Origin of the sequence: Streptomyces sp. NPDC050704 (assembly GCF_040654355.1) — a bacterium.
Taxonomy (GTDB): domain Bacteria; phylum Actinomycetota; class Actinomycetes; order Streptomycetales; family Streptomycetaceae; genus Streptomyces.
The window spans coordinates 1-18,227 of sequence record NZ_JBFAHW010000082.1 but is presented as its reverse complement, the minus strand read 5'-3'; the positions used below and the strand labels follow the sequence as shown (position 1 = coordinate 18,227).

Here is an 18,227-nt window from a genome sequence, read left to right as displayed (position 1 = left end):
TCAGCTCGTCCAGAAGTCCCACCAACGGGTCAACACCAGCATTCCGATGACCCCCAGGTGCAGGACCGGCAGCACCCAGGTGAATTCGGCGAGGAATTCCCTCAACCCGGCCGGAGCGGGCAGGAATTCATTTCGTACGTTGAACGACGTCACGTACCAGAACATGACGACGGTGGCGGCCCAGGCCAGACAGCACCACAGACAGAGCGAGTTGATCCGGTACAGCGACTCGAACTGGAGCCACGTCACGAATCCGACGCCGAACAACGTGCCCGCGTTGAGAGTCAGCCAGTACCAGCGCGGGAAACCGGCCCGGCCGAGCAGGCTCATGCCGACGCAGATCACGACGCCGTACGCGACCAGGCCGAGCATCGGGTTGGGGAAGCCGAAGGCGGCGGCCTGGTCGCTCTTCATGATGTTGCCGCAGGAGACGACCGGGTTCAGGCTGCAGCCCGGAGTGAAGTTCGGGTCCTCCAGCAGCTTGAACTTGTCGAGGGTGATCACCCAGGACGCCAGCAGCCCGGCCGCTCCCGTGAGCACCAGCAGCAGGGCGAACGCGCGGCTGCCGCCCGCGGTGCGCACCGTCAGCCGCGCAGGCTGCGGGCCGGCAGGAGGGCGTGCGCCGCGCTGTTCAGCGTCTCCTCGTCGCCCGCGAAGGCGGCCAGCGCCTCGGGCGCGACGGGCTTGCCGGGCTCGGCGCCGGGCCAGGCACGGGTGGCGAACAGGAAGTACGCGTAACCGCGCTTGCCGACCGCGGCGAGCCACTCCGGCGGCACGGTGCACTGCGCGCTGAGGTGCGGCATGTTGACGACGGCCTGGCCGGCCTCGACGAGGAGGGTGACCGGGAAGCCCGGCTGCCGGGTGGCGTCGGTGATGGTGTCGCCGATGGGCAGGTCGTTGCTGTGCAGCAACTGCTCGATGGCGGCCGCCGAGCCCTCGGGGCCGCCCTCGCCGTCGCCGAGGGAGTAGGCCAGGAGGAACGGCATGTCGCCGTCGGGGTGATCGCCGCTCCACGCGATGACGACGAGCGTGCCGAGGTCGGCGGCGCGGAAAGGACGGGTTTCGCTTGAGGTTGAGGTCACCGCGGAACCGTATCGACGCGCCGGAAGACGTCCGCCCTCTTTCTCACCCGCCCGGGGGATTTCCGGCGGGCTCTCCACACGAACGAGGGACAGTGTCGAACAATCGAAAAGTATAATCGGAGAAGAACACGAATGGCCTGTTCCGCACTTCACGGAACAGGCCGTTCGCTAATTCCGGAATTCCGTCCGAAATTACTTCTGGAGAGGAAGTCCGCCCAGGAGCCCAGTGGGGCCGCCCGCCGAGTTGAGGGTGTCCGTAGCGCCCTTGACGGTGTTCAGCACGGAGTCCTTGTTCTCCGTGTCGAGCGCGTTCGACTGCGACTGCAGGGGCATCGCGTCCATCGCGTCCACCGGCTCGTTGGCGACCGCACCGAGGGCCGACTCCAGGCCGCCGTTGAGGCTGGTGGGCGTGAGGTCGGCGGCGAAAGCGGGCGCGGCGGCACCAGCGATGACCAGGGACCCGGCAACGACGGCGGCGGCCTTCAGGGACTTCATCGTGTTCCTTTCATCGGCAACTCGCGTCGCCAGCGGGAATTCTCAGCAGCTCCCTGCCCAACGATCTCCGGTCGGGCGGGAAACTCCATGCGCCGGAAATTCCCGGAACCCACCCGATTGAAGGGGTGTCTCATCGTGAAATGGGATCCCTCATATGAGATCCCCGAAAGGCCCCGAAATGAGGGCGGCGGAACAGCCGTCGGGCCGGCCCTGGTGACGGGCCGGCCCGACGGCCGGGACGGCGGCCGCTTCGCCTCAGCCGCCGCTCCCCGCTCTCAGGAGGGCAGCGGTCGGGTGGTCTCGCAGGACGCCGGCCGTCAGGCCGCCGGCAACGGCAGCGGTACCGGAAGCGGCAACGGCAGCTTGGGCAGCGCGGGCAGACCCGGCAGGTTCGGTACGGGCAGGCCGCCGCTGAGCACCGTGGCGACGACGAAGTTGACGAGGCCGGTCACCACGGCCAGTGCGGCCGCCGCGACACCGGCGACGTCACCGCTGGTGGCCGCCTTGACCAGGGCGTCGACCGCGGTCTGCAGGGCCTTGAGCGCGTCGGCCTTGAGGTCGAGCGGGGCCTGCGCGGCCGCGGCCGCGGGGTCGGCGGCCTTCGGCAACGGGAGCGGGACCGGGAGCGCGGGGGCCGGCGGCAGCGCCGGCACCGGCAGGCCGGCCGGCGGGGCGACCGGAGCCGTCGGGGCTGTCGGGGCCGCCGCCGAGGCCTTCCCGATGGCTTCCTTCGCCGCGTCGGCGAGCTTCGCGGCGTCGGCGGCGGGGAGCTGGCCGTTGTCGGCCTTGAGCACGGCGTCGAGCAGGTCGGTGACCGGCTTGAGCACTCCGGCGACGTCACCGAGGCCCTTGACCTGTCCCAGCAGAGCGTCCGCTCCGGGCACCGGCGCCTGGGCCGCCGCATGGCGGGCGTCGCGCGCCGAGTCGTGGTCCGCCGCCACGGCGGCGGGTCCGGTGATCCCGAGCAGGAGCGTGGCACAGAGCGCGGAGATGGCGATACGCCGTGCGGGCAGAGCACGCATGGAGGGTCCTTTCGATGGTGCGTCGGATCTTGCACTCACCGTGAAAGCGCTCACCGCCGCCTGCAACCGAGCGACCGCTCCCCGTGGCGGCGCATACCCTCCGCCACACCCGTTGTCCCTGGTGAGCCCCATGCCCGAGCACTCCGGGGGGACTTGGCGGCCTTCCCCCCATTCGGGGCAACGCAGACCGGCCGCCCTCCCTTGCGGGAGGACGGCCGGCTGAGGACTGAGTCGACGTCAGTCGTTGACGCACTCGTTGCCGAACGACGGGTTCAGCAGCGCGATGACGTTCACGGTGTTGCCGCAGACGTTGACCGGAACGTGGACCGGGACCTGGATCAGGTTGCCCGACAGCACGCCCGGGGAGTGAGCGGCAGCGCCGTGCGCGCCACTGTCGGCGGCGGCGACGCCGGCGGTGCCCGCCATGGCGGCGGCGGCAACGGAGGTGAAGACCAGGCCCTTCGCGATACGCGACATCGAGAGGTGCTCCTTGGGATTTGACACAACAACCGAGCGGGCTGCCCGGCTCTGGAATCAACGCGCGACGCGGGCTCGGGTTGTGCCTCCAAAAGAGTGACGTCTCAGAACCGTCAACTTCACCATTCCGACACACTTGACGGGTTTCACCGATAAATACGGACACCGGCTACAGTTGCGTTCCTCCTCAGGCCGCTCGGAAAACAGGACGGTCTGAACAGACGGGGAGTCAACGCGAAAGGGCAACGCCGGTCATGCGTAATTCCCTGGGTCTTCTGGTGCGTCGTGGGATGGTGGGTGTCTTTTCCCTCGCCTCGCTCTGGGCGCCGGGCGGACCGGCATCGGCTGCCGCCGCCGAGGCGGAGAACCCGCAGTTCACGCAGCGGTACCGGGCGCTCCAGCACGGCGGGATCGTCCGGGCCGCCAACTCGTCCATCACCTGCCGCCGGCCCCTCGCGCGGACGGCGGTGTCCTGCCCCGCCGCGCGCGAGGGCAAAGGGGCGGCGAACGCCGCCAACAACCACTTCGACATGTTCTACATCGACGTCGACAGCGACCCGAACACCTACAACTCCAGCCGCGCGGAGGTCCGTCTGCCGGCCGGCGCCCGGGTCTCGTACGCGCGGCTGTACTGGGGCGGCAACCTCCGGGTCGGCGAGCAGAAGCCGCCGAAGGACAACGGGCGGGTGCTGATCGCCGAGCCGGGCGGCCAGTACAAGGAGGTGCTCGCGGACTCCGTCGTCGGGCACCGGGTGGCGCGGGGCGCGGACGCGTTCCAGGCCTCGTCGGACGTCACCCGGCTGGTGCGGGCGAGCGGCGCGGGCGCGTACACGGTGGCGCAGGTCAATGTGGCGATGGGGCACTCGGCGGCCGGGGCGTGGGGCGGCTGGACGCTGATGGTGGCGTACGAGAAGGAGTCGGAACCGCTGCGGCACCTGGCGATGTGGGACGGCTTCGGCGTGCTTGGCCGGAGTGACGGCCGGCTGATCCGGATGCGCGGCACGAAGCTTCCCGAGGGCGCCGGGGGCCGGGCGGGGCTTGTCGCCTACAACGGCGATCGCGGCCGGACCGGCGACTCGCTGACCGTGTCGGCCGGCCGCGGTGCGACGACCCGCCTCTCCAACGGGGCCAACCCCCGTGACGACGTACTGAACTCGACCATCAGCGAGCCCGGCCGGACGGCTCCGGGGCGCACCCCCGCGTATCCGAACACGCTCGGGTACGACTCCGACGTCTTCGATCTCGGCAGGGCGCTGCGGCGCGGCGGTGACGGTCTGGACTTCCGGCTCGTGTCGCGGCGGGACGCGGCCTGGGCCGGGGCGCTGTTCGTCGCCGTGGACGCGAAGCGCTGACGGCCTCTCCCTTCGAGCGTCCCCTCCCCCGAGCTTCCCCTGGGCTCCCCCGAGCACGACCCGTGAGCGAGGAAAGCGCGCATGCAACTGTCACCGACCGGCCCTCGGCCGCGGGTCCTGCACGTCACCCAGCCCGTCGACGGCGGGGTGGCCCGCGTGGTCCTCGACCTGGTGCGGGCCCAGTTGGCCGCCGGCACGGACGTCACCGTCGCCTGCCCGCCCGGCGGCGGGCTCGCGGCGGCGGCCGAGGCGCTGGGCTGCGGCGTACGGCCCTGGCACGCGACCCGCTCGCCCGGGCCGTGGCTCGGCCGAGAGGTACGGAGTCTGCGTCAGGTCGTCCGCGAGGTGCGCCCCGACCTGGTGCACGCGCACAGCGCCAAGGCCGGGCTCGCCACCCGGCTCGCCGTGCGCGGGCGGGTGCCGACCGTGTTCCAGCCGCACGCCTGGTCGTTCGAGGCCGTCGGCGGGATCACGGGCGCGCTGGCGCTCAACTGGGAGCGGTGGGGCGCGCGTTGGGCCGCACGGATGGTTTGTGTCAGCGAGGCGGAACGGCGGACCGGGCAGCGGGCGGGGATCGGCGGGCGGTTCGGCGTGATCCCGAACGGGGTCGATCCGGAGCGTTTCCATCCCGCGTCGGTCGACACCGTACGGGCCGGGATTCCGCTGCTCGAAGGGGTCGAGCCGGCCGCTCCGCTGGTGGTCTGCGTGGGGCGGCTGTGCCGGCAGAAGGGGCAGGACGTCCTCATCGAGGCCTGGGCCGAGGTGCTCCGGCGGGTTCCGGAGGCCCGGCTCGTGCTGGTGGGGGACGGGCCCGACGCGTCGGCGCTGCGGGCCTCGGCGCCCGGGGCCGTGCTGTTCGCCGGGGCCGCCGCCGATGCCGTGCCCTGGTACCAGGCCGCCGATCTGGTTGTCCTGCCGTCCCGTTGGGAGGGTATGGCGCTGGCGCCGCTGGAGGCCATGGCGTGCGGGCGGCCCGTGGTGATCACCGACGTGGACGGGGCACGCGAGAGCCTGCCGCCGGGCCAGGCGCCGCGCTGTCTGGTGCCGCCGGAGCGGCCGGACGCGCTGGCCGAAGCCGTCGCCGAACTGCTCCTCGACCCGCTGCTGCGCGAGTCGCTCGGCCATCAGGGGCGCCGGTACGTACTGACCACGCACGACGTCCGGCACACGGCCGAGGCCGTCGCCGACCTGTACCGCGAGCTGCTCGGCACCCGGCCGGCCACGCGGAGCACGGGCGTGGAACCCACCGAGTGCAGGGAGTCCATCCACACGTGACTGCGGAAAGCACCGTTCCCTCCCCCGGTGGCCGGCCGCGGGCGACGGACCACGGATTCTCGCCCGTCTCGGTCATCCCGCCACGCGGGGCCACCGGCGGCTTCAGGTTCCCCAGCGGTCAGCGGCCCTTCGTCCGGCAGGCCTCCCGGCTGCCGCTGCCGGCCGTGGACGCCGGTGCCGCGCTGCTCGGCGGCGGCCTGGTGCTGCCCTGGACGCATCCGCTGCCGCTCGCCCTGCTGGTGCTCGCCGTGCTCCGGCTGAACGCCCACGCGTCGCTGTACCGCGCCGCCCCCGTGCCCGACGTCCTGGACGAACTGCCCGCCGTCTGCGGCCGGATCGCGGTGAGCTGGTGCGCCCTCGCCGCCCTGCTGGCGGCGTACTCCCCGGCCGGCGCGCTGTCCGTACAGACGCTGGCCCTCGGCTGCGCGGTCCAGTCGGCGGCGAGCTGCGCCGGCCGCGGTGTCGTGCACGGACGGCGGCGCCGGGCGCTCCTGCGGCGGCCCCGCGCGGCCCTGGTGGTCGGCCGGGCCGCGACCGCGCAGCGCGTGGCAGCCGCCTTCGCACGCCATCCGCGGTGCGGGGTACGGCCGGTGGGCATCGTCGCCGACGAGGCGACCGGCGGCGAGGGCCTGCCGGTCCTGACCACCGGCGAGGAGGTCCAGCGGGCCCTCATCCAGAACGGCGTGCAGGACGTGCTCGCCGTGGGCTCCGCCGCCCGCTCCGAACAGGGGCCGCTGCTACGGGCGTTGGGCGAGTCGGGCTGCACGGTCTGGGTGGTGGACCCGGACTCGCCGGCGTACGGGAGGACGGGCCGGCTGGCCGGGTTCGCCTGCCGGCGGCTGCCCGTCGGGCGGCGGTACGGGAGCGCCGGGAAGCGGCTGCTCGACGTGCTGGTGTCCGGGGTCCTGCTGCTGATGGTCAGCCCGCTGCTGCTGGTCTGCGCGGTCGTGCTGCGGGTTACCGACGGTCCCGGTGTGGTGTTCCGGCAGGAGCGGATCGGCAAGGACGGGCGGCCGTTCACGCTGCTGAAGTTCCGTACGCACCGGCCGGTCGACGCGCACGAGGCGGCGACGCGGTGGAGCGTGGCGAACGAGCAGGAGATGGGCTGGTTCTGCCGCTTCCTGCGGCGCACCTCGCTGGACGAGCTGCTCCAGCTGTGGAACGTCTTCTGGGGCGACATGAGCCTGGTCGGCCCGCGGCCCGAACGGCCTTACTTCGTCGGCCAGTTCAGCCAGACGTACCCGGGTTACGCGGCCCGCCACCGGATGCGTACCGGCATCACCGGACTGGCACAGATCCACGGGCTGCGCGGTGACACCTCGATCGAGGACCGCTGCCGGTTCGACAACGCGTACATCGACGACTGGTCGCTGTGGCAGGACATCTGCATCCTGCTGCGCACCGCGGTCGCCCTCGTCCGTCCGACGGGGAGCTGAGCGCCGTGAACCACGTCCTGCCCTTCTCTTCCCCGAGCACCTCTTCCCCGACCGCCTTCACCTCGGTGCTGCACCGCGTCCGGCCCGCGCTCCCCATCCTCCCCGTGGTGGCGCTGATCGCCATGCTCGCGCTGCCGGTCTCCGGGGACGGCGGCGGCACGGTCGCCGACGCCGTGTCAGGCCTTGTGGTGCTGTGCTGCGCGGTACGTCTCGTACGCGACCGGCGGCGCCCCCTGTCCCGTACCGCCGCCGTGGTGCTCGGGCTGCCCGTCGTCGGGATCGCGATCGCGGCGACCGGTGCGGTCTCGCCGGGGGCGGGGATCGCCGGTCTCGTGCGCTATCTGCAGGTCTTCGTGCTGGTGCCCGCGGCGGTGCTGCTGCTGATCCGGGACCGGCGGGACGCGCGGCTGGTCGCCTGGTCCCTCGTCGGGCTCGCGCTGTGGCAGGGGGCGATCGGGGTCCAGCAGTACGTGACCGGGACCGGTGCCTCGTACATGGGCGAGGAGATCCGGGCCGTCGGCACGTTCGGGCCGACGGACGTCATGGGGATGGCGGCCGTGGTGTCCTTCGGGCTCGTGTGCGCGCTCGGGCTGGCGCTCGGTCCTGGCCCGGCGCGGGCCCGGACGGTGGCGGTGGTGTGCGCGCTGGCGCTGCTGGTGCCGCTGGCGCTGTCGTTCAGCCGGGGCGCGTGGATCGCGACGGCCCTGACGTGTGCGGTGCAGCTGGCGCTGGCCGGGCTGCGGCGGGCGGTACGGGTGTTCGCCGCGGTGGCGGCCGTCTCGGTGATCCTCGTGGGCGGGCTCGGGATAGGCACCGCGATGCTCCAGGAACGGATCGGCAGCATCACTCAGGTCGCGGACGCGCCGGACCAGTCGGTGACCGACCGGTACACAATGTGGGCGGCCGCGGTCGACATGTGGCGCGAACAGCCGCTGACCGGGGTGGGGTTGAAGGGCTTCCCCGAGTACCGCGACGGGCACGCCTCGCTCGCGCTGTCGTCGGGCAGCGACACGGACGGGGCGGGGGCCGGGTTCCGGCGCCAGCCGCTGGAGTCGCCGCACAACATGTACCTGCTGGTGCTCAGCGAGCAGGGGCTGCTTGGGCTGCTGGCGCTGGCCGGGAGCTGGCTGGCGCTGCTGGTGTGCGGGCTGCGCGGGCTCTTCCGCGTACGGCGCTCGCCGCAGGGCCTCGACTGCGCGCTGGTGGCCTGCGGGCTGCTGGTCTGGCAGCTGGTCGACTTCGCGTACGCCGACATCGGCGGGCCCTCGACCGTGCTGACCGCGGTGGTGTTCGGGCTCGCCGCGTGGTGGGCGCTGGCCTCGGAGGGGGCCGGGGAACGATGACGGTGACACCTTCCCGGGCGGAGGGTCGGGGCGAGGAGGCGGGGGCTCGGGCCGAGGGCACGGTGGCCGGCGACGAGGGGCACGGTGGTGGATTCGGTACCGGCGCCGGGCCCGAGGCCGAGACCGGCCCGGGTGCCGTGGCCCGGAACGGGCCCGGGACCAGGGCGGGGACCGGCCCCGGCGCTGAGACCGGGCCTGTGCCCGGGCCCGGGCCCGCGAAGACGATCGCGCTACCCGCCGCCCGGCTCGCCCCCGCGGACGCCGCCGCCCCGCCCACCCGCACCTTCCTCGCCCGGGCCACCCTCGTCACCGCCGTCCTGTCGATCGCGGGCGCCCTCCTCGGCCTGGGCCGGGACCAGGCGCTCGCGCACCTCTTCGGGGCCGGTACCGAGACGGACGCCTTCCTGGTCGCCTGGACCGTGCCGGAGGTCGCCGCGACGCTGCTGATCGAGGACGGCATGGCGTTCGTGCTGGTCCCGGCGTTCAGTCTGGCCGTGGCCCGGCGGGCCCGTGGCGGCGCCGGCGACCCGGTCCGCGCACTCGTCGCCTCGACGCTGCCCCGCCTCGCGCTGGCCCTGGTGGCCGCCTCCGCGCTGCTGATGACCGGAGCGCCGTACCTGGTCGCGGTCCTCGCGCCCGGGCTGCCGGACCCCGGGCTCGCCGTCGACTGCACCCGGCTGACCGCGACCTGCGTACTGAGCTTCGGGCTCGCCGGATACTGCAGCGCGGCCCTGCGCGCGCACCGCCGCTTCCTGGCGCCCGCCGCGATCTACGTCGCCTACAACACCGGCATCATCACGGCGATGTTCGTCCTGGGCGGCCACTGGGGCGTGCGGTCGGCGGCCGTCGGTGTCGCGGTGGGCGGCTGCCTGATGGTGGCGGCGCAGCTGCCCTCGCTCGCCCGGCAGCTTTTCGGCCGCCGCCGGTTCTCGACCGCGGCCGCGAGCGCGACCGCCGAAGGCGCCGCTCCGGAGGGCCCGGTGGCCCTCGGCGCCCCGGAAGACCCGGCGGACACAGTGGACCCGACGGACCCAATCGCCCTCAGTGCACCGAAGCACTCGGTGGACCTCGCCCTCATCACCCCGGTCCTGCTCTTCGCGCTCTGCCGCCAGTCCCAGGTCCTCATCGAGCGCTTCCTCGCCTCGACCCTGCCCTCCGGCGCCATCTCGCATCTGAACTACGCGCAGAAGGTGGCCCAGATTCCGATGACGCTCTCGCTGATGCTGTGCACGGTCACCTTCCCGGTGCTGGCGCAGGCGCTGGCCGACGGCGACACCGAGCGCGCCCGCTCCCGGGTGGAGCGGGATGTGGCGGTCGCCTCGTGCATAGTGCTGTTCGGCGCCGCCGCGGTGTTCGCCTGCGCGCCCCAGATCATCCAACTCCTCTTCCAGCGGGGTGCGTTCACCGCCCAGGACACGGCGGCCACGGCCACCGTCATGCGGGTGTACTCCGTCGGACTGCTCGGCCACACGCTGGTGGGCGCACTGGTCCGTACGTACTTCTCGGCCGGCCGCCCCACCTGGTACCCGCTGTCCGCGATGGCCGCCGGGATCATCGCCACCTCCTGGATCGGCGCGGGCACGGTCGAGTCCTGGGGCGTGTGCGGGATCGCCGCCGCCAACGCGGTCGGGATCACCCTCACGGCCCTGCTCCTGCTGTCCGGCATGAGCGAGAAGCGCAGCGTGCCGATCCGCACCCGGCAGGTCGTCCACGAACTCAGCAAGCCGGTCCGCGCGGCCGCCTGCGCCGCCGTGGCGGGAGCCCTCTGCGCGAGCCGCTTCGACTCCCCCGAACTCGCCCTGGCCACCGGCGGGTTGACGGTGACCGTCGTCTACCTCCTGCTCCTGCGGCTGCTCGGCGTCCAGGCCGTCACGCCCGCGCTCCGAACCGCCGCCCTCCGAACCGCCCGTACCGCCCTCCGCTCCGTCACACGAAGGCTCCCGCATGTCCGTTCCCGCTGACACGACCGGTCTCACCACCGACCTCACCCGTACTGATCCGCGCCCGGCCGCTCCTCTCTGGGTGGCGATGTACCACTCCGTCGGCGACTGCTCCGACGACCCGTACCGCGTCACGGTCTCCCCCGGCCGGCTGGACCGGCAGCTGGGCTGGCTGCGCCGCCGGGGCCTGCGCGGGGTGAGCATGGCCGACCTGCTCGCGGCCCGCGCACGGGGCGAGGGGCGGGACCTGGTGGGGCTCACCTTCGACGACGGGTACGCCGACTTCGCCGACAACGCCCTTCCCGTGCTGCGGCGTTGGGAGTGCGGAGCCACCGTCTTCGTACTCCCCGGCAGGCTCGGCGGCACGAACGAGTGGGACCCGCTCGGCCCGCGCAAGCCGCTCCTCGACGCCGACGGGATCCGTCGGCTCGCGGACACGGAAGGCCTGGAGATCGCCTCGCACGGCCTCACCCATGTCGACCTCACCCGGGCCGACGACGCGCTGCTCGGCGCCGAACTCGGCGGCAGCCGGGTCCTGCTCTCCGAGCTGACGGGCCGTGAGGTCCTCGGCTTCTGCTACCCGTACGGGACCGTCGACCAACGGGTCGCGGATGCCGTGCGCGCGGCCGGTTACCAATACGCCTGCGCGATCGACCCCGGCCCGCTGACCGGCGCCCTCGCGCTTCCCCGGGTGCACATCGGCGAGAACGACACGTCCTGGCGGCTGCTGCTGAAGTACCGCCTGAACGGGCTGCGGCGGCGCCCGGTGCCCGCCCCGAAGGAGGCCTCGTGAAGGCCCTGCACGTCATCACCGGTCTCGGCATCGGCGGCGCCGAACAGCAACTGCGGCTGCTGGTACGGCACTTGCCGGTCGACTGCGACGTGGTGACCCTCACCAACCCGGGTGCCGTCGCCGACGGGCTCGCCGCGGACGGCGTACGCGTCACCCACCTCGGCATACAGGGCAACCGTGACCTCGCGGCGCTCCCCCGCCTGGTCCGCCTGATCCGCGGCGGCCGCTACGACCTCGTCCACACGCACCTCTACCGGGCCTGCGTGTACGGCCGGATCGCCGCCCGCCTGGCGGGAGTCCGGGCCGTCGTGGCCACCGAGCACTCGCTGGGCGACTCGCAGATGGAGGGCCGCCGGCTCACCGCGGGCGTCCGCGCGCTCTACCTCGCCAGCGAGCGCCTCGGCAGCTCCACGGTCGCCGTCTCGCCGACGGTCGCCGAACGGCTGCGCCGCTGGGGCGTGCCGGGACCACGGATCGAGGTCGTGCCGAACGGCATCGACGTGGCCCGCTTCCGCTTCGACCCGGCCCTGCGCGAGAGCACCCGGCGACGGCTAGGGCTGCCGCAGGGGGCGTACGTCGTCGGGGGCGTCGGCCGGCTGACGGCCGGCAAGCGGTTCGAGGTGCTCATCCGCGCGCTGGCCCAACTGCCCGACGATGTGTGGCTGTTGCTGGTCGGCGGCGGGCCCGAGGAGAACGTGCTGCGGCGTACGGCACAGCACGAGGGGGTCGCGGACCGGGTGCTGTTCACCGGCGAACGGCCCAACACCGGTGGCCCTCAAGGGAGTCCGGAGCTCGACCTGCCCTCCCTGATAGGAGCGATGGACGCGCTCGCCTCGCCGTGCGCGGAGGAGGCCTTCGGGCTCGCCGTCGTGGAGGCCCTGGCGGCGGGTCTGCCCGTGCTCTACGTCTCCTGCCCGGCCGTCGACGACCTGCCCCCGGGCGCGGCGTCCGGCGCGAGGCGCGTCCAGGGCGGCGCGGACTCCTTCGTACGGGCCCTTCGGCAGGTGCGCGCCGAGGGCCCGCGGCCCCGCTCGGCGCCGGACGCCGCCCATCACTACAGCATCGCCCGCAGTGCCGACCGGCTCATGGACATCTACACGGCCGCAACTCTGGGAGTGACTTCCGCATGACGACCGAGAACCCCAACCGATCAACCGGCCGGACGGGTACGGCACTTGCCCGTGCCAGGACGCTGCCGCCCTGGTCCCTGCTGGCCGCGGGCGCGCTGCTCGGCGGCCTGGTCGGCGGCGCGTACGGCGTGCTGAAGACACCGCAGTACACGGCCACGAGCTACGTCATCGCCGTACCGACGGAGAAGTCCGACCCGGCGTCCGCGCTCGGCTTCGCCCAGGCGTACGGCCGGGTCGCCACCCAGCTCGCGGTGCTCGGGGACGCGCAGGTGTGGGCGGGCGTGCCGGTGTCGACGCTGCGTGAGAGCGTGCGGACGGCGACCTCGCCGGACGCCCCGATGGTCGCCGTCACCGCCACCTCCACCCGTCCGGACCTCGCCGCCGACATCTCCAACGCCGTGTCGCGCTCGCTGACCCGGCACGCGAACGACACCCAGGGCAGCACCAACGTGGAGCTGCTGCAGTTCTCCCGAGCGGTCCGGCCCACCGAGGCGTCCTCGGCGTCGCCTGCGGTGACCGGGCTGGTCGGGGCGAGCGCCGGCGGGCTGCTCGGCGGCCTCGTGCTGCTGGTCGGGCCGCGCCGGACCGAGGACGCCGCGCGCCCGGCCTCGGTGCCGGGCCCGGCCGTCGCCGCCGACGCCCACGGACAGCTGTGATCGGCACCCGCGCCGCGTTGCGGTCCGAACTGTGCACGGACGAGCGGGAGTTCGGTGAGCTGGCCGAGACCTGGGGGCGGCTGTACCGGCGGTGCGGGGCGGCGACCCCGTTCCAGAGCCACGCCTGGCTGCACTCGTGGTGGCTCTCGTACGGCACGCCAGGACGGCTCCGGCTCGTGCTCGTCCACGACGGCGGTGAACTGGTCGCCGCCGCCCCGCTGATGCTCGTACGGCAGCCGTGGCCCGCCCTGGTGCCGCTCGGCGGGTCGATCTCGGACTTCGGCGACGTCCTGATCGAGGACGGCGAGCGGGCCGACCGGGCGGCCGCCGCCCTCGCCGACGGTCTCGCCGCGGCCGCCCGCACCGCACTGATCGACTTCCGCGAGGTGCGACCGGGCGGAGCCGTGGAGCGGGTCTACGCGTACTGGCGCGGGCCCCGGCGACAGGTGCCGGACTCGCTGTGCCTGGAGTTGCCCGCCGCGTCGATGGACGAACTGGTGGGACGGCTGGAGACGGCCAAGGCCCAGCAGCGGGCCCGCGCCAAGCTGCGCAAGCTCACCGCCCTGGGCGTCGAGCCGCGTGTCGTACGCCCCGACGAGGTGGACGCGGCGCTGCGGCACATGCTCGAACTGCACCGGCTCCAGTGGCAGGGCCGCAAGGTGACCGGCGAGCACCTCCAGGAGCGGTTCGCCGAGCATCTGGTCCGGTCGGTGGGGCCGATGGTCCGCGCGGGGGACGCCGTGGTGACCGAGTTCCGGCTGGACGACACCGTGATGGCGGTCGATCTCACGCTGCTGTCACGGCAGTTGGCGGGCGGCTATCTGTACGGCGCCCATCCGGGGCTGCGCGAGCGGAAGGCGGACGTGGCGACGATGCTGCTGCACGCCGGCGCCCAGCACACCGGGGCGGGCGGGCACCGGGTGCTGAGCCTGCTGCGCGGCAACGAGCCCTACAAGCACCACTGGCGGCCCCACTCCGTCGTCAACCAGCGCTTCCTGCTGGCCCGGCGGCGTACCGCGCCGCTGATGTCGGCGGCCGTCTGCGACGTCGCCGCGCGCCGCCGGGGCAAGGAGCTGCTCCACCGGTTCCACAGCTGGAGGGAACGCGGTGGCGGCAGGCCGTGACCGACCCGCCGCCACCTCCGCCCGGCCGGCGGTGACCCGGTCAGCGGTTGCGCGACCACCAGTCGAAGCGCAGGCAGAGCTTCCCGCCGAGCCAGTACTCGACCCAGTCGCCCAGCTCAATCGGCGAGCAGTTCGGCGGATGCACCGGTGTCGGCTTGGGCACCGGCGTCGGGTCGGTGGGCTTCGGGACCGGCGTCGGGTCGTCGCGTCCGAAGAGCGCGGACCGGTAGATCTCGGAGGCCTTGGGGTTGTCCTCGCACTGCCACACGCCGTGCGGGCAGTAGTCGGTGAGCGTGTTGTACAGCGGCTTGTGCTCGTCCATCCAGGCGAGCATGCGCTTCATGTACGTCGAGTTGTCCCCGTTGCGGAAGAGCCCCCATTCGGGATAGGAAATCGGCTTTCCGTGGGCCTTCGCGAAGTCGACGTGCGCCTGGAGCCCGTACGGCTCCGACACCTCCTGGTCGAATGACTGTCCCTGCGGCTGGTCGTACGAATCCATGCCGATGATGTCGACCGTGTCGTCGCCCGGATAGCACTGGGTCCAGGGAATGGCGTCCCGGCCGCGGTTCGGAGTGAAGTCGAACCGGAATTTCTGCCCCGGCACCGCGCGCATGGCGGTGACGATTCTGTTCCAGTATTTCTTCCAGGCCTCCGGGTCCGGCCCGCAGCGATGGGTGTACGTCATGCCGTTCATTTCCCAGCCGAGCACGATGACGGTGTCGGGCACCTCCAGCTCGACGAGTCGCTCGGCCAGTGTGCGGAAGTGGTGGTCGAAGGCTCCGGCCGCACCGCGGCGCAGCTGGATGCGGACCTCGGCGTCGGAGACGTGCTCCTCGTTGCGCTCCAGCATCGGGACGTTGAGGACGAACAGCCGGTCGTCCTGCTCCCGCCGCCAGTCCGCCCAGCTGTCGAGGAAGCCGGGCAGGCCCTCGATATTGCTCCACCGGTCGCCCGGCAGATAGGTGTGCCCCACCCGCAGTTCGGTCCCGCCCAGCCAGCGGCTGAGCTCGGCGATCCGGGCCACGCCACGGGGGCCGTAGTCCAGGTAGGCGCCGAAGGCGGGGTCCTCGGGGTCCTTCGGAGGCGCGTCGGGCAGGGCCACCGGCGCCACGACACCGGTGGGCGCGGTCGGAGTCGGGGCCGGTACCGGGGCCGGCGGATCCGCCGCCCGCACCGCCCCGGCGCCCACGGCGTAACCCGGCCCCGAGGCGAGGGCGGTCGACGCGAAGAGTGCTGCGGTGAGTGAGGCGGTGACCAAGGCCAGCCGTCTGGTGCGGGTTCGTCGCCGTGGGGCCATTTCCTGCTCCTCGCTCTCTGCTTCCGCCTTCTACTGACACTCAGTCACATAAATGCGAATTGCGCCAACCGAGACCAAAGGAAAATACCCGTGCCGCCATTCGACACCCGCGTTCCCGCCGTACTTCTGCGGATCGACCGGAATCCCTTTCATCACGGCACCCTGGGAGCCGTACGCTCGCTCGGCCGGGCCGGAATCGACGTGCACGTGGTAGCCGATTCCACCGGAAGTCCGGTATGCAGATCGCGCTTTGTGCGGCGGATGCATCCGCCGCCCGCGCCCGGTTCCCCGCCCGCGGACATCGCGCTGGCACTGCGCCGGGTGGCCGCCCGGGTGAACCGTCCGGCCGTACTGATCCCAATGGATGACGCGAGCGCCGTCGCGGTGGACCGTATGCGGGACGAACTCGCGCCCCGCTATCTGCTGCCCCTCTCCCCCCGCGGTCTCGCCGAGCGCGTCGCGGACAAGGCGGAGCTGGCCGCCGTGTGCGCGGCCGCGGGCATCCCGCACCCGCGGACCCTGGCCCCGGACAGCCCGGCACAGGCCGCCGCCGCGGCCTGGCGGCTGGGCCTGCCGGTGGTCGCGAAGTGGAGCCGCCCCTGGCTGCTGCCCGCCGGGACGGACCTGCGCAGCACGACGGTGCTGCGCTCCGCCCACGAGGCCCGGACCCTCTGCCGCCGCGCCGAGGAGGCCGGCAGCCGGCTGCTGCTCCAGGAGTTCCTGCCGCCGGGTCCCGACCGGGACTGGTTCTTCCACGGGTACGCCGACCGGTCCAGCTCGGTGTGCGGCGGCGGCCCCGGCCGCAAGCAGCGCGCCTGGCCGCGCGGGGCGGGCCTGACCGCGGTGGGCCGCTGGACGCCGAACCCCACCGTGCAGGCGCTGGCCGAACGGCTCACGTCGATGCTCGGCTACCGCGGCATCTTCGACCTGGACTTCCGACGTGACGCCACGACGGGCTCGTACCACCTGCTCGACTTCAACCCCCGGCCCGGCGCCCAGTTCCGGCTCTTCGCCGACGGGTCAGGGCTCGACGTGGTGCGCGCGCTGCACCTGGACCTGACCCACCGTCCGCTGCCGCCGCCCGCCCCGCTCCCCGGGCGGACCTTCGTCGTTGAGAACTACGCACCGCTCACCGCGGTCCTCTGCCGCGGATCCGAGCGGGCCTGGCACGCCCGGGACGACCTCGCGCCCGGTGTCGCCATGTGGGCGCTGTGGTCCCGCCACGTGGGCCGGCGCCTGCTGGACCGCGTACGCCGGACGCCCGCCGCACCGGCCGCGGACGCCCGTGTCGTACGGCAGACGGCACGCCGCGACGCCAACCCCCTGACCGATGACGAGAAAGCGAGCCGTTGCTGATGTACGACCTGCTGGTGGTGGGGGCCGGCCCCTACGGCCTGTCCATCGCCTCCCATGCCGCGGCGGCCGGCCTGAGCCTGCGCGTCCTCGGCCGGCCCATGGCGTCCTGGCGGGACCACATGCCCCCGGGCATGTTCCTCAAGTCGGAGCCGTGGGCGTCCAGCCTCTCGGACCCCGAGGGCCGCCTGCGCCTGGACGCCTACTGCGCCGAGCAGGGCGTGGCGGCCCGGCACGGTGAGCCCGTCCCGGTCGAGATGTTCGCCTCGTACGGCCTGTGGTTCGCCCGGCACGCGGTCCCCGAAGTCGACGAGCGCATGGCGGTCCGTTTGCAGGCCTTCCCCGGCGGCTTCGAGGCGGTCACCGACGACGGCAGGACGGTCCGCGCGAGGACGGTGGCGCTGGCGGTCGGCGTGCTGCCCTTCGCCCAAGTGCCCGCGGTCTTCGACGAGTTGGCACCCGAGTACGTCTCGCACAGCAGCGACCACGGTGACCTGGCCCGCTTCCGGGGCAAGGACGTGACCGTCGTCGGAGGCGGTCAGGCCGCCCTGGAGACGGCGGCCCTGCTCGCCGAACAGGGCACCCGGGTCCGCGTCGTGGCCCGCGCCCGCGGACTCAGCTGGAACGAGGAGCCCCCGCCCTGGGAGCGCCCCTGGTGGCAGTCGGCCCGGGCCCCGCACAGCGGCCTGGGCCCCGGCTGGCGCAACTGGTTCTACGCCGAGCGGCCGGGCGCGTTCCACCACCTCCCGGAGACCACCCGCACCCGGATCACCGCCACGGCGCTGGGCCCCGCGGGCGCCTGGTGGCTCCGCGACCGGGTCGAACCGACCGTCGAGCTGCTGCTGGGCAACGAGGTCGCGGCGGCGTACGTGTCCGGGGGCGGCGTACGCCTCGAAGCGGTCGGCCACACCGGCGAGTTGACGTCCCTGGACACCGAACACGTCATCGCGGCCACCGGTTTCAGGGCGACGGGCGAACGCCTGGGCCTGCTGGCGGCGGACGTACGAGGCAGCCTGACCGTGACACCCGACGGATCCCCTTGTCTGGGGCGGGAGTTCGAGTCCTCCTGGCCCGGCCTCTTCATGGCCGGCCTGGTCACGGCGTCCGGCTTCGGGCCCGCCATGCGCTTCGTGCACGGGGCCTCGTTCACGGCGCGGACGCTCGTACGAGGGGTGCGGCGCCGGCTGCGTGCGGAGCCGGTCCGGGTTCCGGTGCCCGGGGCCCGGGAGCGGCGCGGGGTTCTGCGGCCCGCGGGGCGCTGAGAGCCTGTGTCTGAACCCCCGTCGTCCGCGCGGAGCGCGGGCGCAGCGGCGGTCGGTGCGTGCCCTCGGCGTGCGGCGTTGCAGGTCATGTGGCGGAGCCACCTGTCCTGCGGCGACGTGCGGCGGTGGGGGTCCCCCCGCCCGAGCCGAGCGAAGCCGGTTCGAGGGTGGGGGCGCGTGCCGGGCGTCG

17 protein-coding genes are annotated in these 18,227 nt (G+C 73.3%); 11 read left to right on the top strand and 6 right to left on the bottom strand.

Annotated elements, in window-relative coordinates; genetic code table 11:
• From AB0I18_RS35880 to AB0I18_RS35860, 5 genes are all read right to left on the bottom strand, one after another.
• Positions 1–582 carry a vitamin K epoxide reductase family protein gene (locus AB0I18_RS35880; protein WP_363109870.1) on the bottom strand — a complete coding sequence of 194 codons (582 nt, stop codon included), beginning with the start codon at positions 580–582 and terminating at the stop codon, positions 1–3.
• Between the two features lie 2 nt (positions 583–584).
• Positions 585–1,082 (bottom strand): DUF5949 family protein, encoded by a 498-nt coding sequence (locus AB0I18_RS35875; RefSeq protein WP_363109869.1) that lies wholly within the window; start codon positions 1,080–1,082, stop codon positions 585–587.
• 192 nt (positions 1,083–1,274) lie between these two features.
• Positions 1,275–1,577, bottom strand: a complete 303-nt coding sequence (locus tag AB0I18_RS35870; RefSeq protein WP_363109868.1) for a hypothetical protein — start codon at positions 1,575–1,577, stop codon at positions 1,275–1,277.
• A 317-nt stretch (positions 1,578–1,894) separates the two neighbouring features.
• Positions 1,895–2,599, bottom strand: a complete 705-nt coding sequence (locus AB0I18_RS35865) for a hypothetical protein (protein WP_363109867.1) — start codon at positions 2,597–2,599, stop codon at positions 1,895–1,897.
• A 237-nt stretch (positions 2,600–2,836) separates the two neighbouring features.
• Positions 2,837–3,076, bottom strand: coding sequence for a chaplin (locus AB0I18_RS35860; protein WP_363109866.1), 240 nt, complete (start codon positions 3,074–3,076; stop codon positions 2,837–2,839).
• A 254-nt stretch (positions 3,077–3,330) separates the two neighbouring features.
• Here AB0I18_RS35860 and AB0I18_RS35855 point away from each other — a divergent pair, with 254 nt between their 5' ends.
• The 9 genes from AB0I18_RS35855 (at position 3,331) to AB0I18_RS35815 (ending at position 14,125) form a co-directional block, all read left to right on the top strand.
• Positions 3,331–4,428: a DUF3344 domain-containing protein gene (locus AB0I18_RS35855; RefSeq protein WP_363109865.1), complete on the top strand. Its 1,098-nt coding sequence runs from the start codon at positions 3,331–3,333 to the stop codon at positions 4,426–4,428.
• Positions 4,429–4,509: 81 nt separating this feature from the next.
• On the top strand, positions 4,510–5,703 hold the full coding sequence (locus AB0I18_RS35850; protein WP_363109864.1) for a glycosyltransferase family 4 protein: 1,194 nt from the start codon (positions 4,510–4,512) through the stop codon (positions 5,701–5,703).
• Complete coding sequence (locus tag AB0I18_RS35845) at positions 5,700–7,139, top strand: exopolysaccharide biosynthesis polyprenyl glycosylphosphotransferase (protein ID WP_363109863.1); 1,440 nt, start codon at positions 5,700–5,702, stop codon at positions 7,137–7,139. The genes AB0I18_RS35850 and AB0I18_RS35845 overlap by 4 nt, the downstream gene beginning before the upstream one ends.
• 122 nt (positions 7,140–7,261) lie before the next feature.
• Entirely contained in the window at positions 7,262–8,482 is a 1,221-nt protein-coding gene (locus AB0I18_RS35840; protein ID WP_363109890.1) for an O-antigen ligase family protein, read from the top strand.
• Complete coding sequence (locus AB0I18_RS35835; protein WP_363109862.1) at positions 8,479–10,443, top strand: lipid II flippase MurJ; 1,965 nt, start codon at positions 8,479–8,481, stop codon at positions 10,441–10,443. Before AB0I18_RS35840 ends, AB0I18_RS35835 begins: the two co-directional genes overlap by 4 nt.
• On the top strand, positions 10,427–11,215 hold the full coding sequence (locus AB0I18_RS35830) for a polysaccharide deacetylase family protein (protein ID WP_363109861.1): 789 nt from the start codon (positions 10,427–10,429) through the stop codon (positions 11,213–11,215). Before AB0I18_RS35835 ends, AB0I18_RS35830 begins: the two co-directional genes overlap by 17 nt.
• Positions 11,212–12,345: a glycosyltransferase gene (locus AB0I18_RS35825; RefSeq protein ID WP_363109860.1), complete on the top strand. Its 1,134-nt coding sequence runs from the start codon at positions 11,212–11,214 to the stop codon at positions 12,343–12,345. The genes AB0I18_RS35830 and AB0I18_RS35825 overlap by 4 nt, the downstream gene beginning before the upstream one ends.
• Complete coding sequence (locus AB0I18_RS35820) at positions 12,342–13,001, top strand: lipopolysaccharide biosynthesis protein (RefSeq protein ID WP_363109859.1); 660 nt, start codon at positions 12,342–12,344, stop codon at positions 12,999–13,001. The genes AB0I18_RS35825 and AB0I18_RS35820 overlap by 4 nt, the downstream gene beginning before the upstream one ends.
• A complete protein-coding gene (locus tag AB0I18_RS35815) occupies positions 12,998–14,125 on the top strand; it encodes a GNAT family N-acetyltransferase (RefSeq protein WP_363109858.1) in 1,128 nt (375 codons plus the stop codon). Before AB0I18_RS35820 ends, AB0I18_RS35815 begins: the two co-directional genes overlap by 4 nt.
• A 40-nt stretch (positions 14,126–14,165) precedes the next feature.
• On the opposite strand, the gene AB0I18_RS35810 is transcribed toward AB0I18_RS35815, so the two are convergent.
• Positions 14,166–15,422, bottom strand: a complete 1,257-nt coding sequence (locus tag AB0I18_RS35810; protein ID WP_363109857.1) for a glycosyl hydrolase — start codon at positions 15,420–15,422, stop codon at positions 14,166–14,168.
• A gap of 90 nt (positions 15,423–15,512) precedes the next feature.
• Between AB0I18_RS35810 and AB0I18_RS35805 the strand changes: the two genes are divergently transcribed.
• Together AB0I18_RS35805 and AB0I18_RS35800 are read left to right on the top strand one after the other, a co-directional pair.
• Positions 15,513–16,778, top strand: a complete 1,266-nt coding sequence (locus tag AB0I18_RS35805; RefSeq protein ID WP_363109856.1) for an ATP-grasp domain-containing protein — start codon at positions 15,513–15,515, stop codon at positions 16,776–16,778.
• Positions 16,778–18,037, top strand: coding sequence for an NAD(P)-binding domain-containing protein (locus tag AB0I18_RS35800; protein ID WP_363109889.1), 1,260 nt, complete (start codon positions 16,778–16,780; stop codon positions 18,035–18,037). Before AB0I18_RS35805 ends, AB0I18_RS35800 begins: the two co-directional genes overlap by 1 nt.
• Positions 18,038–18,227: the final 190 nt, after the last annotated feature.